The 20,595-nt window shown below is 68.6% G+C and carries 16 protein-coding genes; 9 read left to right on the top strand and 7 right to left on the bottom strand.

The annotated features are described in order from the left end of the window. Window position 1: 1 nt before the first annotated feature. From ACNO8X_RS22400 to ACNO8X_RS22380, 5 genes are all read left to right on the top strand, one after another. The gene (locus ACNO8X_RS22400; protein ID WP_418002774.1) at window positions 2-5,074 is read left to right on the top strand and encodes an amino acid adenylation domain-containing protein; all 5,073 of its coding nucleotides are present in this window, start codon (window positions 2-4) and stop codon (window positions 5,072-5,074) included. Further along, window positions 5,071-9,429, top strand: coding sequence for an amino acid adenylation domain-containing protein (locus ACNO8X_RS22395; RefSeq protein ID WP_418002773.1), 4,359 nt, complete (start codon window positions 5,071-5,073; stop codon window positions 9,427-9,429). Before ACNO8X_RS22400 ends, ACNO8X_RS22395 begins: the two co-directional genes overlap by 4 nt. After that, window positions 9,426-10,718 (top strand): NADPH-dependent L-lysine N(6)-monooxygenase MbtG, encoded by a 1,293-nt coding sequence (gene mbtG, locus ACNO8X_RS22390; RefSeq protein WP_418002772.1) that lies wholly within the window; start codon window positions 9,426-9,428, stop codon window positions 10,716-10,718. The genes ACNO8X_RS22395 and mbtG overlap by 4 nt, the downstream gene beginning before the upstream one ends. After that, window positions 10,696-10,908 carry an MbtH family protein gene (locus ACNO8X_RS22385; RefSeq protein WP_043394144.1) on the top strand — a complete coding sequence of 71 codons (213 nt, stop codon included), beginning with the start codon at window positions 10,696-10,698 and terminating at the stop codon, window positions 10,906-10,908. Before mbtG ends, ACNO8X_RS22385 begins: the two co-directional genes overlap by 23 nt. 335 nt (window positions 10,909-11,243) lie before the next feature. Next, window positions 11,244-11,618, top strand: a complete 375-nt coding sequence (locus ACNO8X_RS22380; protein ID WP_418002771.1) for a hypothetical protein — start codon at window positions 11,244-11,246, stop codon at window positions 11,616-11,618. Between the two features lie 7 nt (window positions 11,619-11,625). Here the strand turns inward: ACNO8X_RS22380 and ACNO8X_RS22375 are convergent, their stop codons facing one another. Beyond that, entirely contained in the window at window positions 11,626-11,955 is a 330-nt protein-coding gene (locus tag ACNO8X_RS22375) for a type II toxin-antitoxin system VapB family antitoxin (RefSeq protein ID WP_418002770.1), read from the bottom strand. A 178-nt stretch (window positions 11,956-12,133) separates the two neighbouring features. Between ACNO8X_RS22375 and hrcA the strand changes: the two genes are divergently transcribed. From hrcA to ACNO8X_RS22360, 3 genes are read left to right on the top strand one after another with little or no spacing between them, the layout of a single operon-like run. Continuing rightward, window positions 12,134-13,165, top strand: a complete 1,032-nt coding sequence (hrcA, locus tag ACNO8X_RS22370; protein ID WP_418002769.1) for a heat-inducible transcriptional repressor HrcA — start codon at window positions 12,134-12,136, stop codon at window positions 13,163-13,165. A gap of 41 nt (window positions 13,166-13,206) precedes the next feature. Continuing rightward, window positions 13,207-14,358: a molecular chaperone DnaJ gene (gene dnaJ, locus ACNO8X_RS22365; RefSeq protein ID WP_043394137.1), complete on the top strand. Its 1,152-nt coding sequence runs from the start codon at window positions 13,207-13,209 to the stop codon at window positions 14,356-14,358. A 15-nt stretch (window positions 14,359-14,373) separates the two neighbouring features. After that, window positions 14,374-15,111: a 16S rRNA (uracil(1498)-N(3))-methyltransferase gene (locus tag ACNO8X_RS22360; protein WP_418002768.1), complete on the top strand. Its 738-nt coding sequence runs from the start codon at window positions 14,374-14,376 to the stop codon at window positions 15,109-15,111. Here ACNO8X_RS22360 and ACNO8X_RS22355 read toward each other — a convergent pair. Genes ACNO8X_RS22355 through ACNO8X_RS22330 form a run of 6 tightly spaced genes read right to left on the bottom strand, consistent with a single transcriptional unit; the run spans window position 15,108 to window position 20,088 of the window. Then, complete coding sequence (locus ACNO8X_RS22355; protein ID WP_418002767.1) at window positions 15,108-15,638, bottom strand: hypothetical protein; 531 nt, start codon at window positions 15,636-15,638, stop codon at window positions 15,108-15,110. The genes ACNO8X_RS22360 and ACNO8X_RS22355 overlap by 4 nt on opposite strands. 5 nt (window positions 15,639-15,643) lie before the next feature. Beyond that, window positions 15,644-15,958, bottom strand: a complete 315-nt coding sequence (locus ACNO8X_RS22350; RefSeq protein ID WP_418002766.1) for a type VII secretion target — start codon at window positions 15,956-15,958, stop codon at window positions 15,644-15,646. A gap of 18 nt (window positions 15,959-15,976) precedes the next feature. Next, window positions 15,977-17,476: an EspA/EspE family type VII secretion system effector gene (locus ACNO8X_RS22345; RefSeq protein WP_418002765.1), complete on the bottom strand. Its 1,500-nt coding sequence runs from the start codon at window positions 17,474-17,476 to the stop codon at window positions 15,977-15,979. A 44-nt stretch (window positions 17,477-17,520) separates the two neighbouring features. After that, the gene (locus tag ACNO8X_RS22340; protein WP_418002764.1) at window positions 17,521-18,102 is read right to left on the bottom strand and encodes a hypothetical protein; all 582 of its coding nucleotides are present in this window, start codon (window positions 18,100-18,102) and stop codon (window positions 17,521-17,523) included. A gap of 3 nt (window positions 18,103-18,105) precedes the next feature. After that, the gene (locus ACNO8X_RS22335) at window positions 18,106-18,420 is read right to left on the bottom strand and encodes an ESX-1 secretion-associated protein (protein WP_418002763.1); all 315 of its coding nucleotides are present in this window, start codon (window positions 18,418-18,420) and stop codon (window positions 18,106-18,108) included. Window positions 18,421-18,441: 21 nt separating this feature from the next. Next, window positions 18,442-20,088, bottom strand: coding sequence for an EspA/EspE family type VII secretion system effector (locus ACNO8X_RS22330; protein ID WP_418002762.1), 1,647 nt, complete (start codon window positions 20,086-20,088; stop codon window positions 18,442-18,444). Window positions 20,089-20,364: 276 nt separating this feature from the next. On the opposite strand from ACNO8X_RS22330, the gene ACNO8X_RS22325 reads away from it, so the two are divergent. Beyond that, a complete protein-coding gene (locus tag ACNO8X_RS22325; RefSeq protein ID WP_418002761.1) occupies window positions 20,365-20,580 on the top strand; it encodes a hypothetical protein in 216 nt (71 codons plus the stop codon). Window positions 20,581-20,595 lie beyond the last annotated feature (15 nt).

The following is a 20,595-nucleotide window of genomic DNA, read 5'->3' as shown; positions in this document are numbered from 1 at the left end:
CGTGACCGAGACCGACATCCGGGCAGAAGACGCTCGCCTGGAGCTGTTGCGGCGCAAGCTGGCCGAGCGCGGCCTGCAGTCCCAGGGCAACACGCAGTCGAACGATGGGGCGCCGGTGGTGCCGGTGCTGTCCGACGGCCAGCGCCGGATGTGGTTCGTGCAGACCGCCGAACCCGCGGGCGCCCTGCTCAATGTCTGTGTGTCCTTCGCGATCACCGGCGAACTCGACCACCAGCGCCTGCGGGCTGCGGTGACCGCGGTGGCCGGCCGGCACGCGGTACTGCGCACCACGTACCGGGCGGACGCGACCGGCGAACCCGGCCTGACGGTGCACGACCAGTTGGCACCGGGCTGGAGCACCCACGACCTGAGTGAGCTCTCGGAAGCGTCGCGCGCCCTGCGCCTCGAGGTGCTGGCACAGCGGGAATTCGGCACGCCGTTCCAGCTCGACACCGAATCGCCCTTGCGGATCAGCCTGATTCGCACCGCGGCGGACGAGCACATCATGCTGCTCACCGCACACCACATCGCCTGGGACGACGCGTCCTGGCAGGTCTTTTTCGGCGATCTCACGCGGGCGTACGACGGCGCGCAGCTGGCCGAGGTGGTTCCGGCGGCGGTGCCCGCCGATGACCACACCGACGCCCTGGAGTACTGGCGCGGCGTGCTCGCCGATCCGCCTGAGCCGCTGGAACTTCCGGGCCCGCACGGTTCCCTGGTGCCGACCGGTCACCGCTCGCAGCGCGTCACCCGGCGCATCGATGCCGACGCCGTGGCCCGCATCTCCGAGTTGGCTCGCCAGACCGGATCCACGCCGTACACCGTGCTGCTGGCGGCGTTCGGCACCTTGCTGCACCGCTACACCCACGCCGACGATGTCCTGGTCGCGACGCCGGTGCTCAACCGCAGCGGTGGCACCGAGGAAGCGCTGGGGTACTACGGCAACACGGTGGCGCTGCGCCTGCGCCCCGAATCACGTCAGAGTTTCGGCGAATTCGTCACTCAGGCCAAGGACACCACCCACGGCGCCTTCGCGCATCAGCAGATCAACCTGGACCGGGTGGTGCGCGAGCTCAACCCGGACCGCCGGCACGGCGTGGAGCGGCTGGCACGGGTCTCGTTCGGCGCCCGCGAGGCCGACGGCCGCGGCTTCTGCCCGTCCGGTATCACCTGCCGCCGGGCCGAGTACCGGGGCCACCAGACGCAGCTGCCGCTGGGCTTCATGGTCGAGTTCGAGGACGACGGGGCAGTGGTCGAGGCGGAGTACCTGACCGAAATCCTCGATGCCGCACTGGCCGACCAACTGCTGCGGCACTACGTGGTGCTGCTGGAGTCCGCGCTGGCCGACCCGACCCGGGCGCTGGCCGAGCTGGATCTGATGGACGACCACGACGCCGACTGGCTGCGGCAGATGGCGGGCGGGGAGCAGTTCAGCACTCCGGACACCACGTTGGCCGCGTTGATCGAGGCACAGACCGAGCGCACGCCGGACTCGGTCGCCGTCGCGTACGAAGGCCGCTACTTCACCTACCGCGAGCTCAACGCCGAGGCGAACCGGTTGGCGCACTGGCTGATCGGCCAGGGCATCGGCACCGAGGACCGGGTTGCGGTCCTGCTGGAGAAGTCGCCCGAACTGGTGATCACCGCGCTGGCTGTGGTCAAGGCCGGTGGCGTGTACCTGCCGGTCGATCCGACGTACCCCGAGGACCGGCTGTCCTTCATCCTGGGCGACGGTGACCCGAAACTCGTGATCCGCGAACCGATCACCGACCTGGCGGGGCAGCGAGACGACAATCCCACCGACGCCGATCGGGTCCGGCCGCTGACGGCAGGCAACACCGCCTACCTGATCTACACGTCGGGTTCGACCGGTCTGCCCAAGGGCGTTCCGGTGCCGCACCGTCCGGTCGCCGAGTACTTCGTGTGGTTCGTCGACGAATACCAGATCGACGCCGACGAGCGGCTGCTGCAGGTCGCCTCGCCGAGCTTCGACGTGTCGATCGCCGAGGTGTTCGGCATGCTGGCGTGCGGTGCGCGCCTGGTCATTCCGCGCCCGGGCGGCCTCAACGACATCGGGTACCTGACCGAGCTGCTGCGCGGTGAGGGCATCACGTCCATGCACTTCGTGCCTTCGCTGTTGGGACTGTTCCTGTCCCTGCCGGGCGTCAACGAATGGCGCAGCCTCAAGCGGGTGCCGATCGGTGGTGAGGCGCTACCGGGTGAGGTGGCGGACAAGTTCCACGCCACCTTCGACGCGCTGCTGCACAACTTCTACGGACCGACCGAGACGGTCATCAATGCCAGCCGGTACCGCGTCGAGGGCAAGCAGGGCACGCGCATCGTGCCGATCGGCAAGCCGAAGATCAACACGCAGATGCACCTGCTCGACGACGCCCTGCGGCCGGTGCCGGTCGGCGTCATCGGCGAGATCTACATCGGCGGAACACATGTCGCGCACGGATACCACCGGCGCCCGGGCCTGACCGCCGAGCGCTTCGTCGCCGACCCGTTCACCGCGGGTGGCCGGCTCTATCGCTCCGGTGACCTGGCTCGTCTCAACAGCGACGGTGACATCGAATTCGTCGGCCGCGCCGACGAGCAGGTCAAGATCCGCGGCTTCCGCATCGAACTCGGCGAGATCGCCGCCGCCATCGCCGTGGACCCCAGCGTCGGCCAGGCCGTCGTCGTGGCGAGCGACCTGCCCGGGCTGGGCAAGAGCCTCGTCGGCTACCTCACCCCGGCCGATCGCGGTGACCTGGAATCGGTTGACGTGCAACGAATCAAGGCCCGGGTGGCGGCAGCGCTGCCGGAGTACATGGTGCCGGCCGGCTACGTCGTGCTCGACGAAATCCCGATCACCGCGCACGGCAAGATCGACCGCCGCGCGCTGCCCGATCCGGATATCCAGTCCCGCACCGCCTTCCGTGCACTGACCAGCGACACCGAGCGGAAGGTTGCCGAACTATTCGCCGACCTGCTCGGCGTCGACCAGATCGGTGCCGACGACTCCTTCTTCGAACTCGGCGGGCACTCGCTGCTGGCCACCAAACTGGTCGCGGCGATCCGGGCGCGCTGCAACGCCGAGATCGGCGTTCGTGAGGTGTTCGAGCTGGGCACCGTCGCCGAGATCGCCGCCCGGGTCGACACCGGGGCGCCGCACAATCGGCCGCCGCTGCTGGCGATCGAGCACACCGGCCCGCGCCAGATGTCGGCATCGCAGCTGCGCCAATGGTTCCAGTACCGCATCGACGGTCCCGGCCCGGTCAACAACATCCCGTTCGCGGCCCGGATCACCGGCCCGTGCGACGTCGACGCCTTCGTCGCCGCGCTCGGTGATCTGGTCGAGCGGCATGAGGTGCTGCGCACCACCTACACCGAAATCGACGGCGTGCCTTACCAGGTCGTGAACGACCCGGCGCCGCTGCCGGTCCGCCGCGCCCGCGGCGCCGACGAGGAGTGGTTGCAGGCCGAACTCGACCAGGAACGCCGGTACGTGTTCGACCTGGAGGCGCAGTGGCCGATCCGGGCCGCGGTGCTGTCGATCCCGGGGCAGCACGTGCTGTCGATCATGGTGCACCACATCGCCGCCGATCACTGGTCAGCCGGCGTGCTGTTCACCGACCTGGTCACCGCGTACCGGGCTCGCCTCGAGCAGCGCGCTCCCGAGTTCGCGCCGCTGCCGATCCAGTACTCGGACTACGCGGCCTGGCAGGCCACCCTGCTGTCCGATGAGTCGGGAATGCTTGCCGAGCAACGGGACTACTGGCGCGGCCAACTCGCCGCGCCGGCCGCCGACCCGGGTCTGCGGCCCGACTTCACCCGGCCGCCGGTGCTCTCCGGTGAAGGCGCGTCGGTGCCGTTCGTCATCGACCCCGATGTGCGGGCCAAGCTGACCGCGCTGACCCGCGAACTCGGTATCACCGACTTCATGCTGCTGCAGTCCGCGGTGGCCGTGGCGCTCGCGAAATCGGGGGAGGGGCTCGACATTCCGCTCGGCACCCCGGTCGCCGGCCGCACGGAAGCCGAACTCGATGCTCTGGTGGGCTTTTTCATCAACATCCTCGTGCTGCGCAACGACCTGAGCGGGGACCCGACCCTGCGCGAGATTCTGGTCCGGTCTCGGGACACCGCCCTGGCTGCCTACGCGCATCAGGACCTGCCGTTCGATCACGTCGTCGATGCGGTCAGCCCGGCCCGGTCGTTGTCGCGCAACCCGCTGTTCGGCGTCGTCGTGCACGTGCGGGAAGACCTGCCCACCGACCACGTCATCGATTCGCGTGCCGACGGCGACACCACGTTCACTGCGCTCGAGCCGACGTTCGATGTGGCGCACGCCGACCTGTCGGTGAATTTCTTTGCCACGCAGGACGGTTACCGCGGTCACCTGATCTTCCGCACCGATCTGTACACGCGGCAGACGGCGGAGCGGCTCGCTGATCGGCTGGTCCGGGTGATCACCGGCATCGCCGAGAACGCCGATCAGCGCTTGCGGGATCTGCGTGTCGATGAGGCGGTCGAAGGTACCGATGGGGTGCTGGTGCTCGACGAGTGGCGTCAGCCCGTGGGCGTCGGTGTGGTGGGTGACATCTACGACGCCGCAACAGGTTCGGAGCCGACCGGCGAACGCGGCAGGTGGCTGGCACACGGGCAGCTCGAGCGCATCGAGGCCGTACAGCTGCGCACGGCACGAATGGGGACGACCGTCCCTGAATTGTCCGTACCCGCGCGCACCGACACCGAACGCGCCCTCATCGCCCTGCTGGCCGAGGTGCTCGACGCCGACGCCGAGATCGGACGCAACGACGACTACTTCAGTCTGGGTGGCGACAGCATCAAGGCAGTGCAGCTGGCGGCCCGGGGCCGCGACATGGGCCTGAAGCTGACCGCTCGCATGGTGTTCGAGTATCCGATGGTCCACGAGTTGGCGGCGGCGATCGACGCCCGGTCGTCCGCGGAAACCGAAGAAGCTCAGGGTGCGGACCGCGAGCACGCGCCGATGACGGTATCGGGTCTGTCCGCGGCAGAGTTGGCTGAGTTGACCGCGTCGTTCGCGACGTCGCAGGAGCCGCAGTGACCACACTGCAACCGGCACCGGTAATCGAGGACGTGCTGGCGCTCAGCCCGCTGCAGCACGGGCTGTACTCGATGGCCCAGCTCGATCAGGCGGACGATCCGTACCTGATCGCGATGTCGGCCGACATCGATGGCGATGTCGACGCAGCGCTCCTGCGGGACTGCGCGGCAGCGTTGTTGGTGCGGCATCCGAACCTGCGTGCCAGCTTCGTGCAGGCCGGAACCCGGACGGTGCAGTTGATTCCGAGTGCCGTCGAGCTGCCGTGGCAGCAGCTCACGGCCGAGTCGTCCGAAGATGCGGACCACCTCGAAGCGCGGGAACGGCGCCGTCCGTTCGCTCTGGAGCGCGGTCCGGCCGTCCGCTTCCTGCTCATCGAAATGCCGGAGCGGCGTTGGCGTTTCGCGGTCGTCGCGCATCACATCGTGATCGACGGCTGGTCGCTGCCGTTGTTCGTGGGCGAACTGCTCGCGCTGTACGCCGCCGGAGGCGACATCACGGTGTTGCCCGCCGCACCTCGTCCGTATCGCGACTACATCGGATGGCTCGCGGCCCGCGACCCGGGGGCCAGCCGCCGGCTCTGGCAGCAGCACCTGTCCGGACTCGACGGCCCGACCATGCTGGCTCCGGCGCTCGGCTCGGGCGAACTCGGCGATGATCTGCCGCACAGCACCGAGATCAAGGCGTCCCGCGATGACACGCACCGTCTGGTCGAGGCTGCGCGGACGCGCGGCGTCACGGTCAACACTCTCACGCAGATGGCCTGGGCGGCAATACTGTCGGTGCTCACCGACCGGCGCGACGTCGTCTTCGGCGTCACCGTCTCGGGGCGGCCGGGAGAACTGGCCGGCGTCGAGTCGATGGTCGGGCTGTTCATCAACACCGTGCCGCTGCGGATCCGACTGGACCCGTTGCGGCGCGTCGGCGAGCAGTGTCTGGCACTGCAGCGGGACGCCGCCGAGTTGCGGGAGCACAGCTACCTGACGCACACCGAACTCCGATCCCTCGGCGGTGTCGGTGAACTGTTCGACAGCCTCTTGGTCTACGAGAACTTCCCGCCGGGCGCCTTGGTCGGCAGCGGCGAATTCGAGGTCCGCGGCGCCACTTTCCGGCCCCGGGCACTGCAGAGCCTCGCGCATTTCCCGGTCACCGTCGCTGCGCACCTGACCGACGGCGAACTGACCATCCTGGTCGAGACGAAAGACGGTGCCACCGGGCTGCTTTCGCCCGAGAGTCTCGGACGACAGGTGCTCGCGGTGATGCAGCGGCTTGTCGACGGCTGGGACCGTCCGTTGCGGGATATCGGCATCCATCTGACGGCGCCCGATGTGGCGGGCGCGTCCGCCACCACCGAAACCGGTGGCATCCATGAGAAATTCACCGCCGCCGCGCGCAGCAAGCCGGGGTCGGTGGCCCTGACCTACGACGGCGGCGCACTGACCTTCCGCGGTCTCGACGAAGCATCCGACCGCGTCGCCGCCGAACTGCGTCGCCGCGGCGTCGAGACCGAGACGCCGGTGCCGATACTGCTGCGCCGGGGCCCCGACTACGTGGTCGCGATGCTCGGTGTGCTCAAGGCCGGCGGACTGATCGTGCCGCTGGATCCGTCGATGCCCGCCGACCGGATCGAAGAGATCCTGGGCCAGACCAACGCGGCGATCGTCGTGGACGACGCCCTGCTGACCGCCGCGGGCAGCACTCCCGTCGGCGAATTCGAGCCGGCACCAACACGTCCCGGGCAGGGCGCCTACATCGTGTTCACGTCGGGTACCACCGGCAAGCCCAAGGGCGTGATCGGCACGCATGCCGCGGTGCTGGCGTACGCCGCCGATCATGCCGCTCGGGTGTTGCACCCTGCGGTGGCGAAAACAGGTCGGCCACTTCGGGTTGCGCACGCGTGGTCGTTCACCTTCGACGCGGCCTGGCAACCGCTGGCCGCCCTGCTGGACGGCCACGGCCTGCACATCGTCGGTGATGAAGTGCAGCGCGATGCCGAGGCGCTGGTGGCGACCATCGGGCAATACGGCGTCGACCTGATCGACACCACGCCGTCGATGTTCACCCAGCTGCAAGCTGAAGGCCTGCTGACGACTGTGCCACTGACCGCGCTGGCGCTGGGCGGCGAAGCCGTCGACCCGAATGCGTGGGCGGCCGTCCGCGCGGAGTGCGACCGCACCGGCATGTCGGCCTACAACTGCTACGGCCCAACCGAAACGACGGTCGAAGCCGTCGTAGCCGCATTCACCGAGCACGACGCGCCGTCCATCGGGCACCCGACCACCGCCACTCGCGCCTACGTCCTGGACGCCTGGCTGCGGCCGGTGCCGGACGGTGTCACCGGTGAGCTGTACCTGTCCGGTGAACAGCTCACGCGCGGCTATCTGGGCCGCGCCGGCGAGACCGCCGCACGATTCGTCGCCGATCCGTTCGTGCCCGGCGCCCGGATGTACCGCACCGGCGACGTGGTGCGCCGCGATCCCGCCAGTGGTGGACTGCAGTTCCAGGGTCGGTCCGACGATCAGGTGAAGATCCGTGGCTTCCGGGTGGAACCCGGCGAGGTCGCCGCGGTGTTGCACGCGCACCCCGGGGTGCGGCATACGCACGTAACCGTCCGGCGGCACGGCAGCGGGCCACGACTGGTCGCTTATGTCGCTGGAGCGGCAGCGGTCGCCGAGCTGCGGCGGATGCTGGCGTCCCGGCTGCCGAGATACCTGGTGCCGCACCACATCATCGCCGTCGACGAGATTCCGCTGACCGTCAACGGCAAGGTGGACGACGCCGCGTTGGCCGCGATCGACGCCGCAGCCGGCGCCGGGCAGACGGCAGCGCCGGCCTCCGCTACCGAACTGGCCGTGGCCGAGCTGTTCGCCGAGGTCCTCGGTGTGGCCGAGTCGTCCGGACTCGACGTCACCGCCGATTTCCTCGATCTGGGGCTCGACAGCATCGTCGCGCTGTCGGTGGTACAGGCCGCACGCCGCCGCGGACTGGCATTGCGTGCGCGGATGATGCTGGACTGCGCCAGCATTCGTGAACTGGCCGACGAACTGGACGCCGAGAACGAGTTGGCCGCCACCGCGGCCGAGGAGGCCGGCCCCGTACCGGTGCTGCCCAACGTGCATTGGCTGTATCAGTACGGTGACGGCCGGCGACTGGCCCAGACCCAGGCGTTGCGACTGCCGGACGCCATCACGGCCGAGCAACTGACCCTGCTGCTGCACAACGTCATCGCCGCACACCCGGCTCTGCGCAGCCGCCTGGACCGGGTCACGATGACCCTGGTCGACCATCCGGTGGGGGACATCTTGTCCGAGATCACCGTCGACGGCGACGTCGTGGCCGCGGTCGCCGAGCAGACCGATCTCGCGGTCGAACGGCTCGACCCGGAGCAGGGACGCCTGCTGCGGGCGGTGCTGATACACACCGAGTCCGGCGACAAGGTGCTGGTCCTCAGTGCGCACGTGCTGGCCGTCGATCCGGCATCCTGGCGAATTGTGCTCGGCGAGTTGGAGAACGGCTGGCATGCACTGACCTCCGGTGCCGAACCCGCCGCAATCCGCGAACACACCAGCTATCGGACGTGGTCCCGGCTCGTCGCCGAGCGGGCGCAGCGCCTCGACACCGCGGACTTCTGGGAGGCGCAGGTCGCCGGGCCCGATCCGCAGCTCGGCAGCCGCCGGGTGCGGCCCGAGACGGACTGCGCCGCAGATGTGGTGGTGGACATGGCGACCATCGACCCGGAGCTGACCGCGCGGGTGCTTGCGGCGGGTCAACCGGTCACCGATCTGCTGGCCGCCGCGACCGCACGCACCGTGACCCGCTGGCGGCAGCGCCGCGGACAGGACACCCCGGCTCCGCTGCTGGCTCTGGAGACCCACGGCCGCGCAGACTCGGTGGTTTCAGATGACGTCGACACCGGTGACACCGTCGGCTTGCTCAGTGCCATCTACCCGGTGCGGATCAGCTCCGAAGCGGCACACGAGGTCAGCGTCGAGATCGCCGCGGTCCCGGGCCACGGCATCGACTTCGGGCTACTGCGGTATCTGCGCGCGGACACCGCGGAGCGGCTGTCGGCCTACCCGGAACCTCAGGTGCTGCTGAACTACCTGGGCCGGGTGCACCTCGGGGCGAGCGGTGATGCGATGCAGCTCGACGGCGCACTGCTGGCCGGCGCGTCACCGGTACCCGAGCCGAACTACGCGGTGCACCACGAGCTGACCCTGATGGCCGGGGTTATCGACCACGGGGGGACCACGATGCTCGGTGTCCAATGGCGCACGGTGCCAGACATTCTCAGCGCAGACGACATTGCCGAATTGCAGCAGCTGTGGGAATCGCAGCTCAGGGAAGTGGTGAAATGACCGAGACCAGAAACACATTGGCCGTCATCGGCGCCGGAGCCAAGGCCGTCGCCGTGGCTGCCAAGGCCGCCGAACTGCGGGCCATGGGCGTGGACGCGCCCGACATCATCGCGGTGGAACGCCTAGGTGTGGGCGCCAACTGGCAGGCCGCCGGCGGCTGGACGGACGGCCGGCACCGGCTGGGTACCGGCCCGGAGAAGGACGTCGGATTCCCGTATCGGTCCGCGCTGGTGCCGCGCCGCAACGTCGAGCTCGACGAACGGATGATGCGGCACAGCTGGCAGTCGTACCTGATCTCGACGGGGCAGTTCGCCGAATGGATCGACCGCGGACGGCCCGCGCCCACCCACCGGCGCTGGAGCCAGTACCTGGCGTGGGTGGCGGAAAGCGTTGCCATGCAGGTGGTTACGGGCGAGGTCACGCAACTGTCCGTGGATGGCGACCAATGGGTGCTGCACTGCCGCGATCAGCAGGTTCGCGCTGACGGCGTGATGATCACCGGGCCCGGCCAGGCCGAGCGGTCCATCCTGCCGGGACATCCGCGGGTGCTGTCGATCGCCCAGTTCTGGCATCGCGTCGCCCAGGACGAGCGCATCAACGCCGAGCGGGTCGCCGTCATCGGTGGCGGTGAGACTGCCGCCACCATGCTCGATGAGCTGTTCTCGCACCGGGTTTCGACCATCACGGTGATCTCCCCGGGGGTCACCCTGTTCACCCGCGGTGAGGGCTACTTCGAGAACACCCTGTTCTCGGATCCGACCGGCTGGGCCGGGCTCAGCGTCTCCGAGCGCCGAGATGCGATGGCCCGCACCGACCGTGGCGTGTTCTCCGCCCGGGTTCAGGATTCGCTCCTGGCCGACGACCGCATCCGGCATCTGCGCGGCAGGGTCGCCCATGCGGTGCCCCGGGAAGACCGAATCCGGTTGACCCTGCAGACCGAACGCGAGTCAGGCAGCCTGGAGACGGTGCACGGCTTCGACCTGGTGATCGACGGTTCCGGTGCCGATGCCATGTGGTTCGCGCCGCTGCTGAGCCAGGACGCACTGGATGTACTGGAGCTCGGCATCGGTGCGCAGCTGTCGTCCGACTCGCTGCAGCGGTCCATCGGCTACGACCTCGCGGTCACGGGCGTCGCGCCGAAGTTGTTCCTGCCCAGCCTGTCCTGGCTCACCCAAGGCCCTGGTTTCCCCAACCTCAGCTGCCTCGGTCTGCTCAGCGACCGCGTGCTGGGTGCCGAATATTCCACACAATCCGCGAGGAGAAGCGATGAGCAGCAATCCGTTCGATGACGAGAACGGCGCGTTCTACGTCCTGATCAACGACGAAGAGCAGCACAGCTTGTGGCCGGTGTTCGCCGACGTGCCCGCCGGCTGGCGCGTCGTGTTCGGCGAGAGCACACGCGCGGACTGCCTGGCCTACGTCGAAGAGACCTGGACCGACATCCGGCCCAAGACGTTGCGGGACTCCCTGGTCGGCTGAGTCGCACGGCCAGGCTTTGCGTTGAGCCTGTACTCAGGGCGTGAAAAGCCGAGAACGGGCCGCCGTGGCGTCAGGGTCAACGGGCACTGCGGCCCACAGGCCCGTCGACCCTGAATTCACGGCGAAATGCACCCGCCTCTGGCGTTTGTGCCCGCCGACACCCGGCGTGAATCCGCTGTGGGGTCTCGTGACGCTGGCTGCGCAGCTCGACCGCAACTGGGTGGCGGAAAATCTGGCCAGGGAGGCCACCAGAGCCTGAATTTCAGCGTCATGTCCGATTCTCGACTCCCCGAGTAGAGTCGCGATAGCCAAAGCTGACCAGGGGGAGTGCAGCAATGACGTATCCGGATCCTCGGTATCCGCAGCAGCAACCACCGCCGGGGCCGTATCCGCCGCCGCAGGGCTATCCGAATCCGCAGCAGCAGTACCCGTACGCGCAGCCGGGCTACCCGCAGCAGCCGTACCATCAGCCGGGCTATCCGCAGCCGTACGGGTACCAACAGCCCTACGGCCACCCGCGGCAGGCCGAGCCGCCCAACGGCAATTCGACGGGCTGGCGGGCCGCCAGTATCGGAATGTCCCTGTTGTTTCGCGGCACCTACCGGCTGGGCGGCAGCGCCCGCGACCGCGTCGTCACGGCGTTGATGTGCATGGGGATCGCGCTCGTCGCGTTGGTGCTCATCGTGCTGGCCGGTATGTACCTGCGCTAGCGCGAGCTCACCCGCCGGTCGGCGAAATCTGCTGCGACAGTGGCACATCCATGTCGTACACCCGGGCATGCAGCACCACGCGGTTCCGCAACGCGGAGCGCACAGCACGGTGCAGGCCGTCTTCGAGATAGATGGTGCCCTGCCAGCGCACGGCATGCGGGAACAGATCGCCGTAGAAGGTCGAATCCTCGGACAGCAGCCGGTCCAGGGCGAGCACCGTCGTCGTGGTGACGATTTCGTCGAGACGCAGCTGCCGCGGTGGAATCTGGGCCCATTCGCGGTAGCTCAGCCCATGTTCCGGGTAGGGCTTTCCGTCGCGTACCCCTTTGAAAATCATGAGTAGATCACTCCGCAAGCTCCCCGTGCGCCGAACGGGTCCGCGGTGACAGCGTCGGCATACACCTGACCCTAGCGGGTCGACTCGGGTTTGCCGAGGCATGCAACCACCAGATGGCCTCTGACGCCCGCCCAAATCCATCGTCACCGTAAAATGGCAGGGAATCCGGAGGTAGCGAATGGGAAGTGCCGACGACCGTCGCTTTGAGGTGCTGCGCGCCATCGTTGCCGACTTCGTTTCCACCAAGGAGCCCATCGGCTCCAAGACGCTCGTCGAGCGTCACAACCTGGGCGTTTCGAGCGCCACGGTGCGCAACGACATGGCCGTGCTGGAGGCCGAGGGCTACATCACCCAGCCGCACACCAGCTCGGGCCGGGTGCCCACGGAGAAGGGCTATCGCGAGTTCGTCGACCGGATCGACGACGTCAAGCCGCTGTCGTCGGGCGAGCGTCGCGCCATCCTGACTTTCCTGGAGTCCGGGGTCGACCTGGACGACGTGCTGCGCCGCGCGGTGCGGCTGCTGGCGCAGCTGACCCGGCAGGTCGCCATCGTGCAGTACCCGACACTGTCGCGGTCGACGGTGCGCCACCTGGAGGTCGTCGCGCTGACCCCGGCCAGGCTGCTGCTGGTCGTCATCACCGACACCGGACGGGTTGACCAGCGGGTTGTCGAACTCGGCGACTCCATCGGTGAGCATGAGCTGGGCCAGCTGCGGGAGCGGCTCGGCGCGGCGCTGGAAGGCAAACTGCTGTCGGCCGCGTCGATCGCGGTCGCCGACCTGGCATCGCAGCTGGACGGTCACGGCGGCCTGGGCGACGCAGTGGGCCGCGCGGCGACGGTGCTGGTCGAGACCCTGGTCGAGCACCAGGAGGAGCGGCTGTTGCTCGGCGGTACCGCCAACCTGACGCGCAACACGGCCGATTTCGGTGGGTCCCTGCGGTCGGTGCTCGAGGCGCTGGAGGAGCAGGTCGTGGTCCTGCGGTTGCTGGCGGCCCAGCAGGAGGCAGGTAAAGTCACGGTACGCATCGGCCACGAAACCGAGGCCGAGCAGATGGCAGGGACGTCAGTCGTGAGCACCGCCTACGGCAGCTTGGGCAAGGTTTACGGCGGTATGGGCGTGGTGGGTCCTACCCGGATGGACTATCCGGGGACCATCGCCAACGTCGCGGCCGTTGCCCGGTACATAGGCGAGGTCCTGGGCACCCGGTGAGGGTGCACAGCGGTTCGAGAGATTAGGCAAGGTTCTTAGGCGTGGCACGCGATTACTACAGCCTGCTCGGCGTGAGCAAGGGCGCCAGCGACTCGGAGATCAAGAAGGCCTATCGCAGGCTGGCCCGGGAGCTGCACCCCGACGTCAATCCCGATGAGGGCGCACAGGCACGGTTCGCCGAGATCAGCACCGCCTACGAGGTCCTCAGCGACCCCGAGAAGCGGCGCATCGTCGACCTCGGTGGTGACCCCATGGGGAGCGCCGGAGGCGGCGGCGGTGCCGGGGGCTTCGCCGGTTTCGGCGGTCTCGGCGACGTCTTCGAGGCGTTCTTCGGTGGCGGTGCGTCCTCGCGCGGTCCGATCGGCCGGGTGCGCCCGGGTTCGGACTCGCTGCTGCGCCTGCGACTGGACCTCGAGGAATGTGCGACGGGTGTCACCAAGCAGGTCACCGTCGACACCGCTGTGCTGTGCGACCTGTGCCAGGGCAAGGGCACGCACGGCAATTCCCAGCCGGCCCGGTGTGATACCTGCCACGGTCAGGGTGAAGTCCAGACGGTCCAGCGGTCGCTGCTCGGCAACGTGATGACGTCGCGTCCCTGCCCGGTGTGTGGCGGTGTCGGTGAGGTCATTCCCGACCCGTGCCACCGCTGCGGCGGCGACGGTCGTGTGCGCGCGCGGCGCGACGTCAGCGTCAAGATTCCGGCCGGCGTCGGTGAGGGCATGCGAGTGCGCCTGGCGGCCCAGGGCGAGGTCGGCCCGGGCGGTGGACCCGCCGGCGACCTGTACGTCGAGGTGCACGAGCAGGCGCACGAGCTGTTCCTCCGCGACGGCGACGACCTGCACTGCACCGTCTCGGTGCCGATGGTCGACGCCGCGCTGGGCACCACGGTGAGCGTCGACGCCATCCTCGACGGGCCGACCGAGATCACCATCGCGCCGGGCACCCAGCCCGGTTCGATCACCACGCTGCGCGGCCACGGCATGCCGCACCTGCGGTCCGGGGTCCGCGGCAACCTGCACGCGCACATCGATGTGGTGGTGCCGTCCCGCCTCGACAACCGGGATCTGGACCTGCTGCGCAAGTTCAAAGAGCAGCGGACCCGGGACGTCACCGAGGTGCGGTCCACGCAGTCCGTCGCCGGTGGCGGCGGCGGACTGTTCAGCCGCCTGCGCGAAACCTTCAGCGGCCGTTAGCCTTCGGGGCTACTGGTGAGCCGGGCGCTGTTCTACGTCGACGCGGTACCGGAGGTCGGCGGGCTCGCCGTGGTCGACGGCGACGAGGGATTCCACGCGGCGACGGTGCGACGCATCCGTCCCGGCGAGGAACTCGACCTGTCCGACGGGGCAGGGACGTTGGCGCACTGCGTGATCGAGGACGCGGTGAAGGGCCGGCTGACGGCGCGGGTGCTGTCGGTCACCGAGGTCCCGGCCGCGGCGCCGACGGTGACCGTGGTGCAGGCCCTGCCCAAATCAGAACGTTCCGAGCTGGCCATCGAATTGGCCACCGAGGCCGGCGCCGACGCTTTCGTGGCATGGCAGTCCGAGCGGTGCGTCGCGCGCTGGGACGGTGCGGCCAAGGTGGAGAAGGGTTTACGGCGCTGGGGTGCGGTCGCCCGGTCGGCGGCGCGGCAGTCGCGGCGGCCGTACGTACCGTCGGTCAGCGGCCCGGTATCGACCGCCGAGTTGGTCGCCTCGATCGGTGCCGGCGTCGCCCTGGTCCTGCACGAATCGGCGGAAGTGGCTCTGCGCGAAGTGATTTCGCCGTCCACCGCGGCCGTGACGCTGATCGTCGGACCGGAAGGCGGCATCACCGACGGCGAGGTGGCGGCACTGGTTGCCGCCGGCGCGATCGCCGTTCGCCTGGGGCCATCGGTGCTGCGGACGTCGACCGCGGCCGCGGTCGCGTTGGGCGCCTTGGGCGTGCTGACGCCGCGCTGGCAGGTCTAGTACTCGCCGCGCAGGTACCGGGCGCGCGCTTCGGCCTCGGCTGCCAGCGACTGTTCGGGCGTCGGCAGCTGCATCTGCTGATCGATGTAGTCGCGGGCCGCGGCCCGATCCAGGCCCTGATAGGTGAGCATCTGTTCGACCAACAGGTGCTGCACCGCCCGGCCTTTCAGATTGGCCAGCCTGGCGGTGGTCAGAATCTGGTGCGCGAGTTGTGATTCCGGCATGCGGGCGACTTCGGGGGAGAGTGCCACGCGCTGGATACGCCCTCCGGTGCTGGCCTGCACCGTGACCGAACCGGCCGGGTTGGAGACATTCACCCAGACCGGGACAGAGGGGACCGGGGTGGCGTCCGGCGCCGGCTGCTCGTATTGCGCTACCTGCGGCTGCTGGTCACCGTCGTCGCCGGGCAGCCAGCGGTCCTCGCGCACCGGCTCGTCATACTGCGTTGGCACCCAAGCAGTTTCGGCCTGGTCTTCGCCGGGCCAGCCGGCGTCGTCCTCGTCAGGGTCATCCCAGTCACCGGGCATGTCGATCAGCGCGGCATCGGGGTGCGGTTGATGTTCTCGCCGCCTTGGGCGTCAGCCCGCTCATACTGCCCGGCAGCGGTCATCAGGTCTTCGGCGGTCTGCGTCACCATCCGCTGGAGGTTGGTGCATGCGGTGGCGCGCGCGGTCGTGGCAGTGGTCACGGCGGTGGCCGTCGCCGAGCAGATGGTGCCGTGGGTCGACGTCACCTTGGCGGCCGCGCCGGCGGTGGCGCTGCTCGCGGTGGGGTAGTGCGCGGCGGCTTCGCTCTGCTTGCCGGACAACTCCCGCAGCTTGCCCGGGATGACTTTCAGGTTGGTCATGATGCAGTCCTCTCGGGTTTAGGTCTCGGTGGTGATGCGGGGCGGCGCAGCCAGATTGGCCGGATCCAGGCTGACGTGGACAGTGCCCTGAGCCTGCTCGGGCTGGACGTCGAACTCTACGCGGCGGACACCGTCGTCCACCGAGACGTGGATCGGCGCGCGTCCTGCGGCGCCGTCGGCTGCGGCAGCACCCTCGGGCGCGGCGGCCGGGTCCGTCGACTCCTCGCCAGGCTTGTCCGCCTCGCCCTCTTTGTCCTTGCCGTCCCTGTCCTTTTCGTCGGCCGGGCCCTCTTCGCCCTCTTTGGTCTTGTCGTCCTTCTTCTCCTGAGCGGCCTGGATTGCCTGACCGATCAGTTGGCCCAGGGAGCCGAGCCCGCTGCCGGCTCCGCTGCCGCCGCCCCCGGAGGGGGATCCGCCGCCTGAGGGCGAGCCACCCGAGGATGGCATGCCACCGGTCGGGGAACCGCCGCCGGACCCGCCGGATGCACCTGTGGTGCTGGGCATTTCGGGCATCGTGGGCGCGCTGGGTGACCCTCCTCCGCCGGAGCTTCCGCCGCCACCGCCCTGGTTTCCACCCGCACCGGTGTTACCGCTGGGCGTGGTTCCCGGCGTGGTGCCGGGTGTCGTGCCCGGCGGGGTCTGAGGCGTCGGCGTCTGAGCCGTCGTGGCCGTCGCCACCGTCTGGTAACCGCTTGCGGCCGTGGTCATTTCGGCTGCGTTGGTGGCGGCGTGGGCCGTCATCGTGCTCATGACCTGGCCGGCCGCCGCCATCGCGATGTTGACCGCGGTGATCTGCTTGACCTGCCACCCCACGAGGTCGCCCATGTGCAGCGACATCACCGCCCCCGGGATGGCCAGGGACAGCATCGTGGAGATCGCGTTCAGCTGTTTGCGGGCCGTGGCGAGCTGCTGTGCTTCTCGGGCAAGGATTTTCGCGACGGCGCTGTCGGTCTTGGTGATGGCGTTGGTCTGCGCGATCTGGGTCTTGTTCTTCGTCGAGTAGGCGTCGGCCCCACTGCCGGACCAACTGTCTCCGGGCACCGCCTGGCCGAGAGCCGTAGCGCCCGAATTCAATTCGGTCGCGCCCTTGCTGAAGGACTCTCCGCTCTCGGGTGCACCCGTCCCCAGCTGCTTGGACATCTTGTCGAGGTCCTGCAGGCCACGCGCAATGATCGGCGTCTCGAACGACGCCATCTGGAACAACTTGCCGGCCATGTCGGCCGCGTCGGCAACCAGTCCGCCGACCGCCATGACGCCGTCCATGATCGCGGTGTTGACGTCACCGAGGAGTCCGAGTTCGGCTCCGACGATGTCTTTGACCCCGTCGACCAGACCTTCGACCAGGTTCTCGCCGCCGTCGAGGACACTCTCGCCGACCTCACCGAGGGTGTGGGTGTAGGTCTCGACGCCTTCGGCGAAAGCGTGGCCGGCTTCGTCGACGACGTGGTCGACTCCGCTCACCACCTGGGCCGCGCCGCGTCCGACGTCGGTCAGGAAGTCAGTGAGTCCACCGAACATCTAAGCCACCCAACCGTATTCGTTCAGGTCCGTTGCATCGAGGATCAATGCTCACCGCGAAGGTATGCGGCCTCGGCCTCGGCGACCGCGTCGTCGGCTTGTCTCACTGTCGGCAGGTCGGGTGCGTTGGCCTCGATGATGGTCTCGACACGATCCGCGTCCAGCCCCTCGGCCGCGAGGACGCCTTCCATGAGGGCGCGTTGCACCGCGCGGCCCTTCATGTTCGCGAGCTTCGCGGTCGCCAAGATGCTGCGAGCGAGCTCGGCCTCGGTCACCGATGCGGCCTTGGGGGCCAGCTTGATCCGCTGGATCGATCCGGCGATCGACGCCTCGGCGGTGACGTTGCCCGCGGGATCGGACACGGCGAACACCACCACCCGCGGACCTTCGTCACCCTGATCGTCGTCAGCGTCCGCTACTGGGGGGACTGCTTGCTCCATCGCGGCCGCGTACGAGTCGGTCTCAGCTGCTGCGCCGGGAGCCTCGTCGTCCGATGCCACAAACAGGTCCAGACCCGAGTCCTGCGGGTCTGCGTCGTCACCGCTGTCGGTGGCGAAAAAGTCGAGCGAGTCCTCGGGTTCGGCGAGATGCTCGTCGTCGTGGTCGTCCCAAGAATGGTCTGACATCGATCAGATCTGCATCTGCTTGCCGAGGTTGGAGCCTTCCTGCGCATCGGTCTGGTCGTATTGCGATGCGGCCGCGGTCAACTTCGAGGCCAGGTCGCGCGACTTGTTCATCATCTGCTCGCAGGCGGCCTTGCGCGCGTTGTTCGCGGCGCTCAGGGCTGATTGCGTCGACATGCACAGCGGCCCGTGGGTCGCGAGCACCTTGACCTCGACGTACGACGTGGTGTTGCCCGCCGCGCTGAACGTGGCGGCAGCGTCGTCTTGTTTGGTGGAGAGCTCTCGCAACTCTGAGGTCTCGACGCTGAGCTTGCTGCTCATGTGTTGCTCCTTTGCTAAGAACTAGATTTCGGTCGTGATGCGCGGTGGCGCAGTGGGATTCGCCGGGTCGAGGCTCACGTGGACCGGGCCTTTGGCGGTGTCGGGATCGACGGCCACCTCGACGTGATGGGTACCGTCGTCGAACGACACCTGGATGGGCGCACGTCCCGCGGGAGACTCGGTCCCGGCCGCGGCGCCCGGCGGATTCTCTTCCGCGGGTTGGGCATTGGGGTCGGCGGCCGGATCGTCCGGCTTGCCGTCACCGTCTTTGTCCGCGCCCGGGGCGTTCGGATCCTGGGCGTTCGGGTCCTGCTTGCCCTGCTGCGCAGCCTGAGCGGCCTGCGTCGCGGTTTGCGCGGCCTGGCCCGCGAGACCGGCGAGAGTACCGAGGAGACCGCCGCCTCCGCTGCCGGAGCCGCCGCCCATCTGCGGCAGCGACGGCATACCGCCCATGCCGGCACCCGCGCCAGTGCCCGCACCCGATGCCGCTGGGGCCGTGGGCATTTCAGGCATCTTCGGCATGCTCGGCGTACCGCCGCCACCACCGGAGCCCGAGCCGCCGCCCGAACCGCTGCCTCCGCCTCCGGTGCCAGTGCCTGTGCCGGTACCCGTCCCGGTGGGGTTGCCGGAACTGGGCGGGTTGCCCGTCGGCGGGCCGTACGGCGAGTTCGTTCCCGGCGGGGTAACCGGCTGGTTCGGGTTGCCCGGCGCGTTGGGGTCGCTGTTGCCGAAGTCTGGTCCGTCCCCTGGCTTTTTCGCGGGCGGCGGCATGGTGCTCAGCGGCGGAGCGTGCGACGCACTCTGGTACATGCTCGTCGCTTGGCTCAACTTCGCTGCGTTGCTTGATGATTGAGCCATCATGTTGTTCATCGCCAGGGCGGAGGCCGCGGCGGCGACCGCGACGGACGCGGCCTGCAGCGCAAGAGACTCTGGAGCGCCGATAACCGTCGCCTCAAGTGCCAGGCAGACGGGGATCATCGCGCCGAGGCAGGTGGCGATGTTGTCCATCTGCTCGCGCCCGGCGACCACCTGCTCAGCCTCGGCGCCGAGGATTTCCACGACGAGATTGTCGGCCTGCAGCAACTGTTCGGCGCTGCCGATCTGCTCGGCGTTCCGGTTGGAGTAGGCCGAAGAGCTGGTGCCGTGCCAGGCGTTCGGGTATGCAGTGCTGAGGCCGTCTCCGGCAGCCTGAAAAAGCTCGGCGCCGTCCGAGAACGATTCCCCGGTGTCCGGATCGCCGATGCCGAAGCCGAGCCCTGCCAGCTGCAGCCCCCACATGCCGCCCTCGATGATGGGTGTCGGCGCAGCCGCGGGCATCAGCATCTTGGCGATATCGCCCGCGTCGCTGAGCAGCCCGACGACGCCCATCGGGTCGCCTTCCATCAGCTTCTTGACGTTGTCCGCGATATCCGAGGCGGTGTCCAGGACGTCGTTGGCCTTGTCGAGGATGTCGTTGATCTTCTCGCCGAGGCTCGGGGAGTCACCGCCGTCGTGGTCGCCGCGCCGGTTCGAATTGCCGTCGTGATCGTCGTGGCGCCGCGGGTTGTGGTCGTTGCGGTCGTTGTGGTTTGGCCGGGGGATGCGCACCGTGGGCTCGTCGTCGTGGCGCGGGCGGTGGGTATGCGGCGAATTGTGCGATCCGCCGTGATTACCGCGACCCCTACCCATGCAGAACCCTCCCCGATTCCTCATCGCCCCGGCGGACCCTCGCCGGTGAAATCGAGCCTAACAGCGGCCGAAGCCCCTCCATTGCGCTAATTCGGAACTCCGCGGCGCGACCGGACGGGCCGGATCGTGTGGCCTGGGGCACAGCAATTCCTGCCAGGAAACAACAATTTCCTGCCAGCGGAATTAATCTCTTGACCTGCCTGTTTACATAAATGTCACAGCGGCAGAGGCCGCAAGGGGACAAAGACGGACAGAAGACGTGAAGGGGAACTCACCATGAAGAATTTCGGAATTGCAGCAGTTATCGCCGGCGGACTGGTCGCCGGCGCCATGGGGTTCGCCGTTCCCGCTGTCGCCGCCACCGGCCCGGCTCCCACAGGAGTGCAGGCAACAGTGGTGCCGACGGGGGTTGATCACCTGAACTGGCTGGACGACGTCCACCAGGGCGCCAAGTCGCCCAAGGTCGACACCAACGTCCACCAGAGTCGGTAATCGGCGACACCAACT

It is taken from the genome of Mycobacterium sp. PDNC021 (assembly GCF_048282635.1).
GTDB lineage: Bacteria > Actinomycetota > Actinomycetes > Mycobacteriales > Mycobacteriaceae > Mycobacterium > Mycobacterium llatzerense.
Note: the sequence above shows the minus strand (reverse complement) of the source record. Positions and strands in the feature narration are given on the sequence as shown.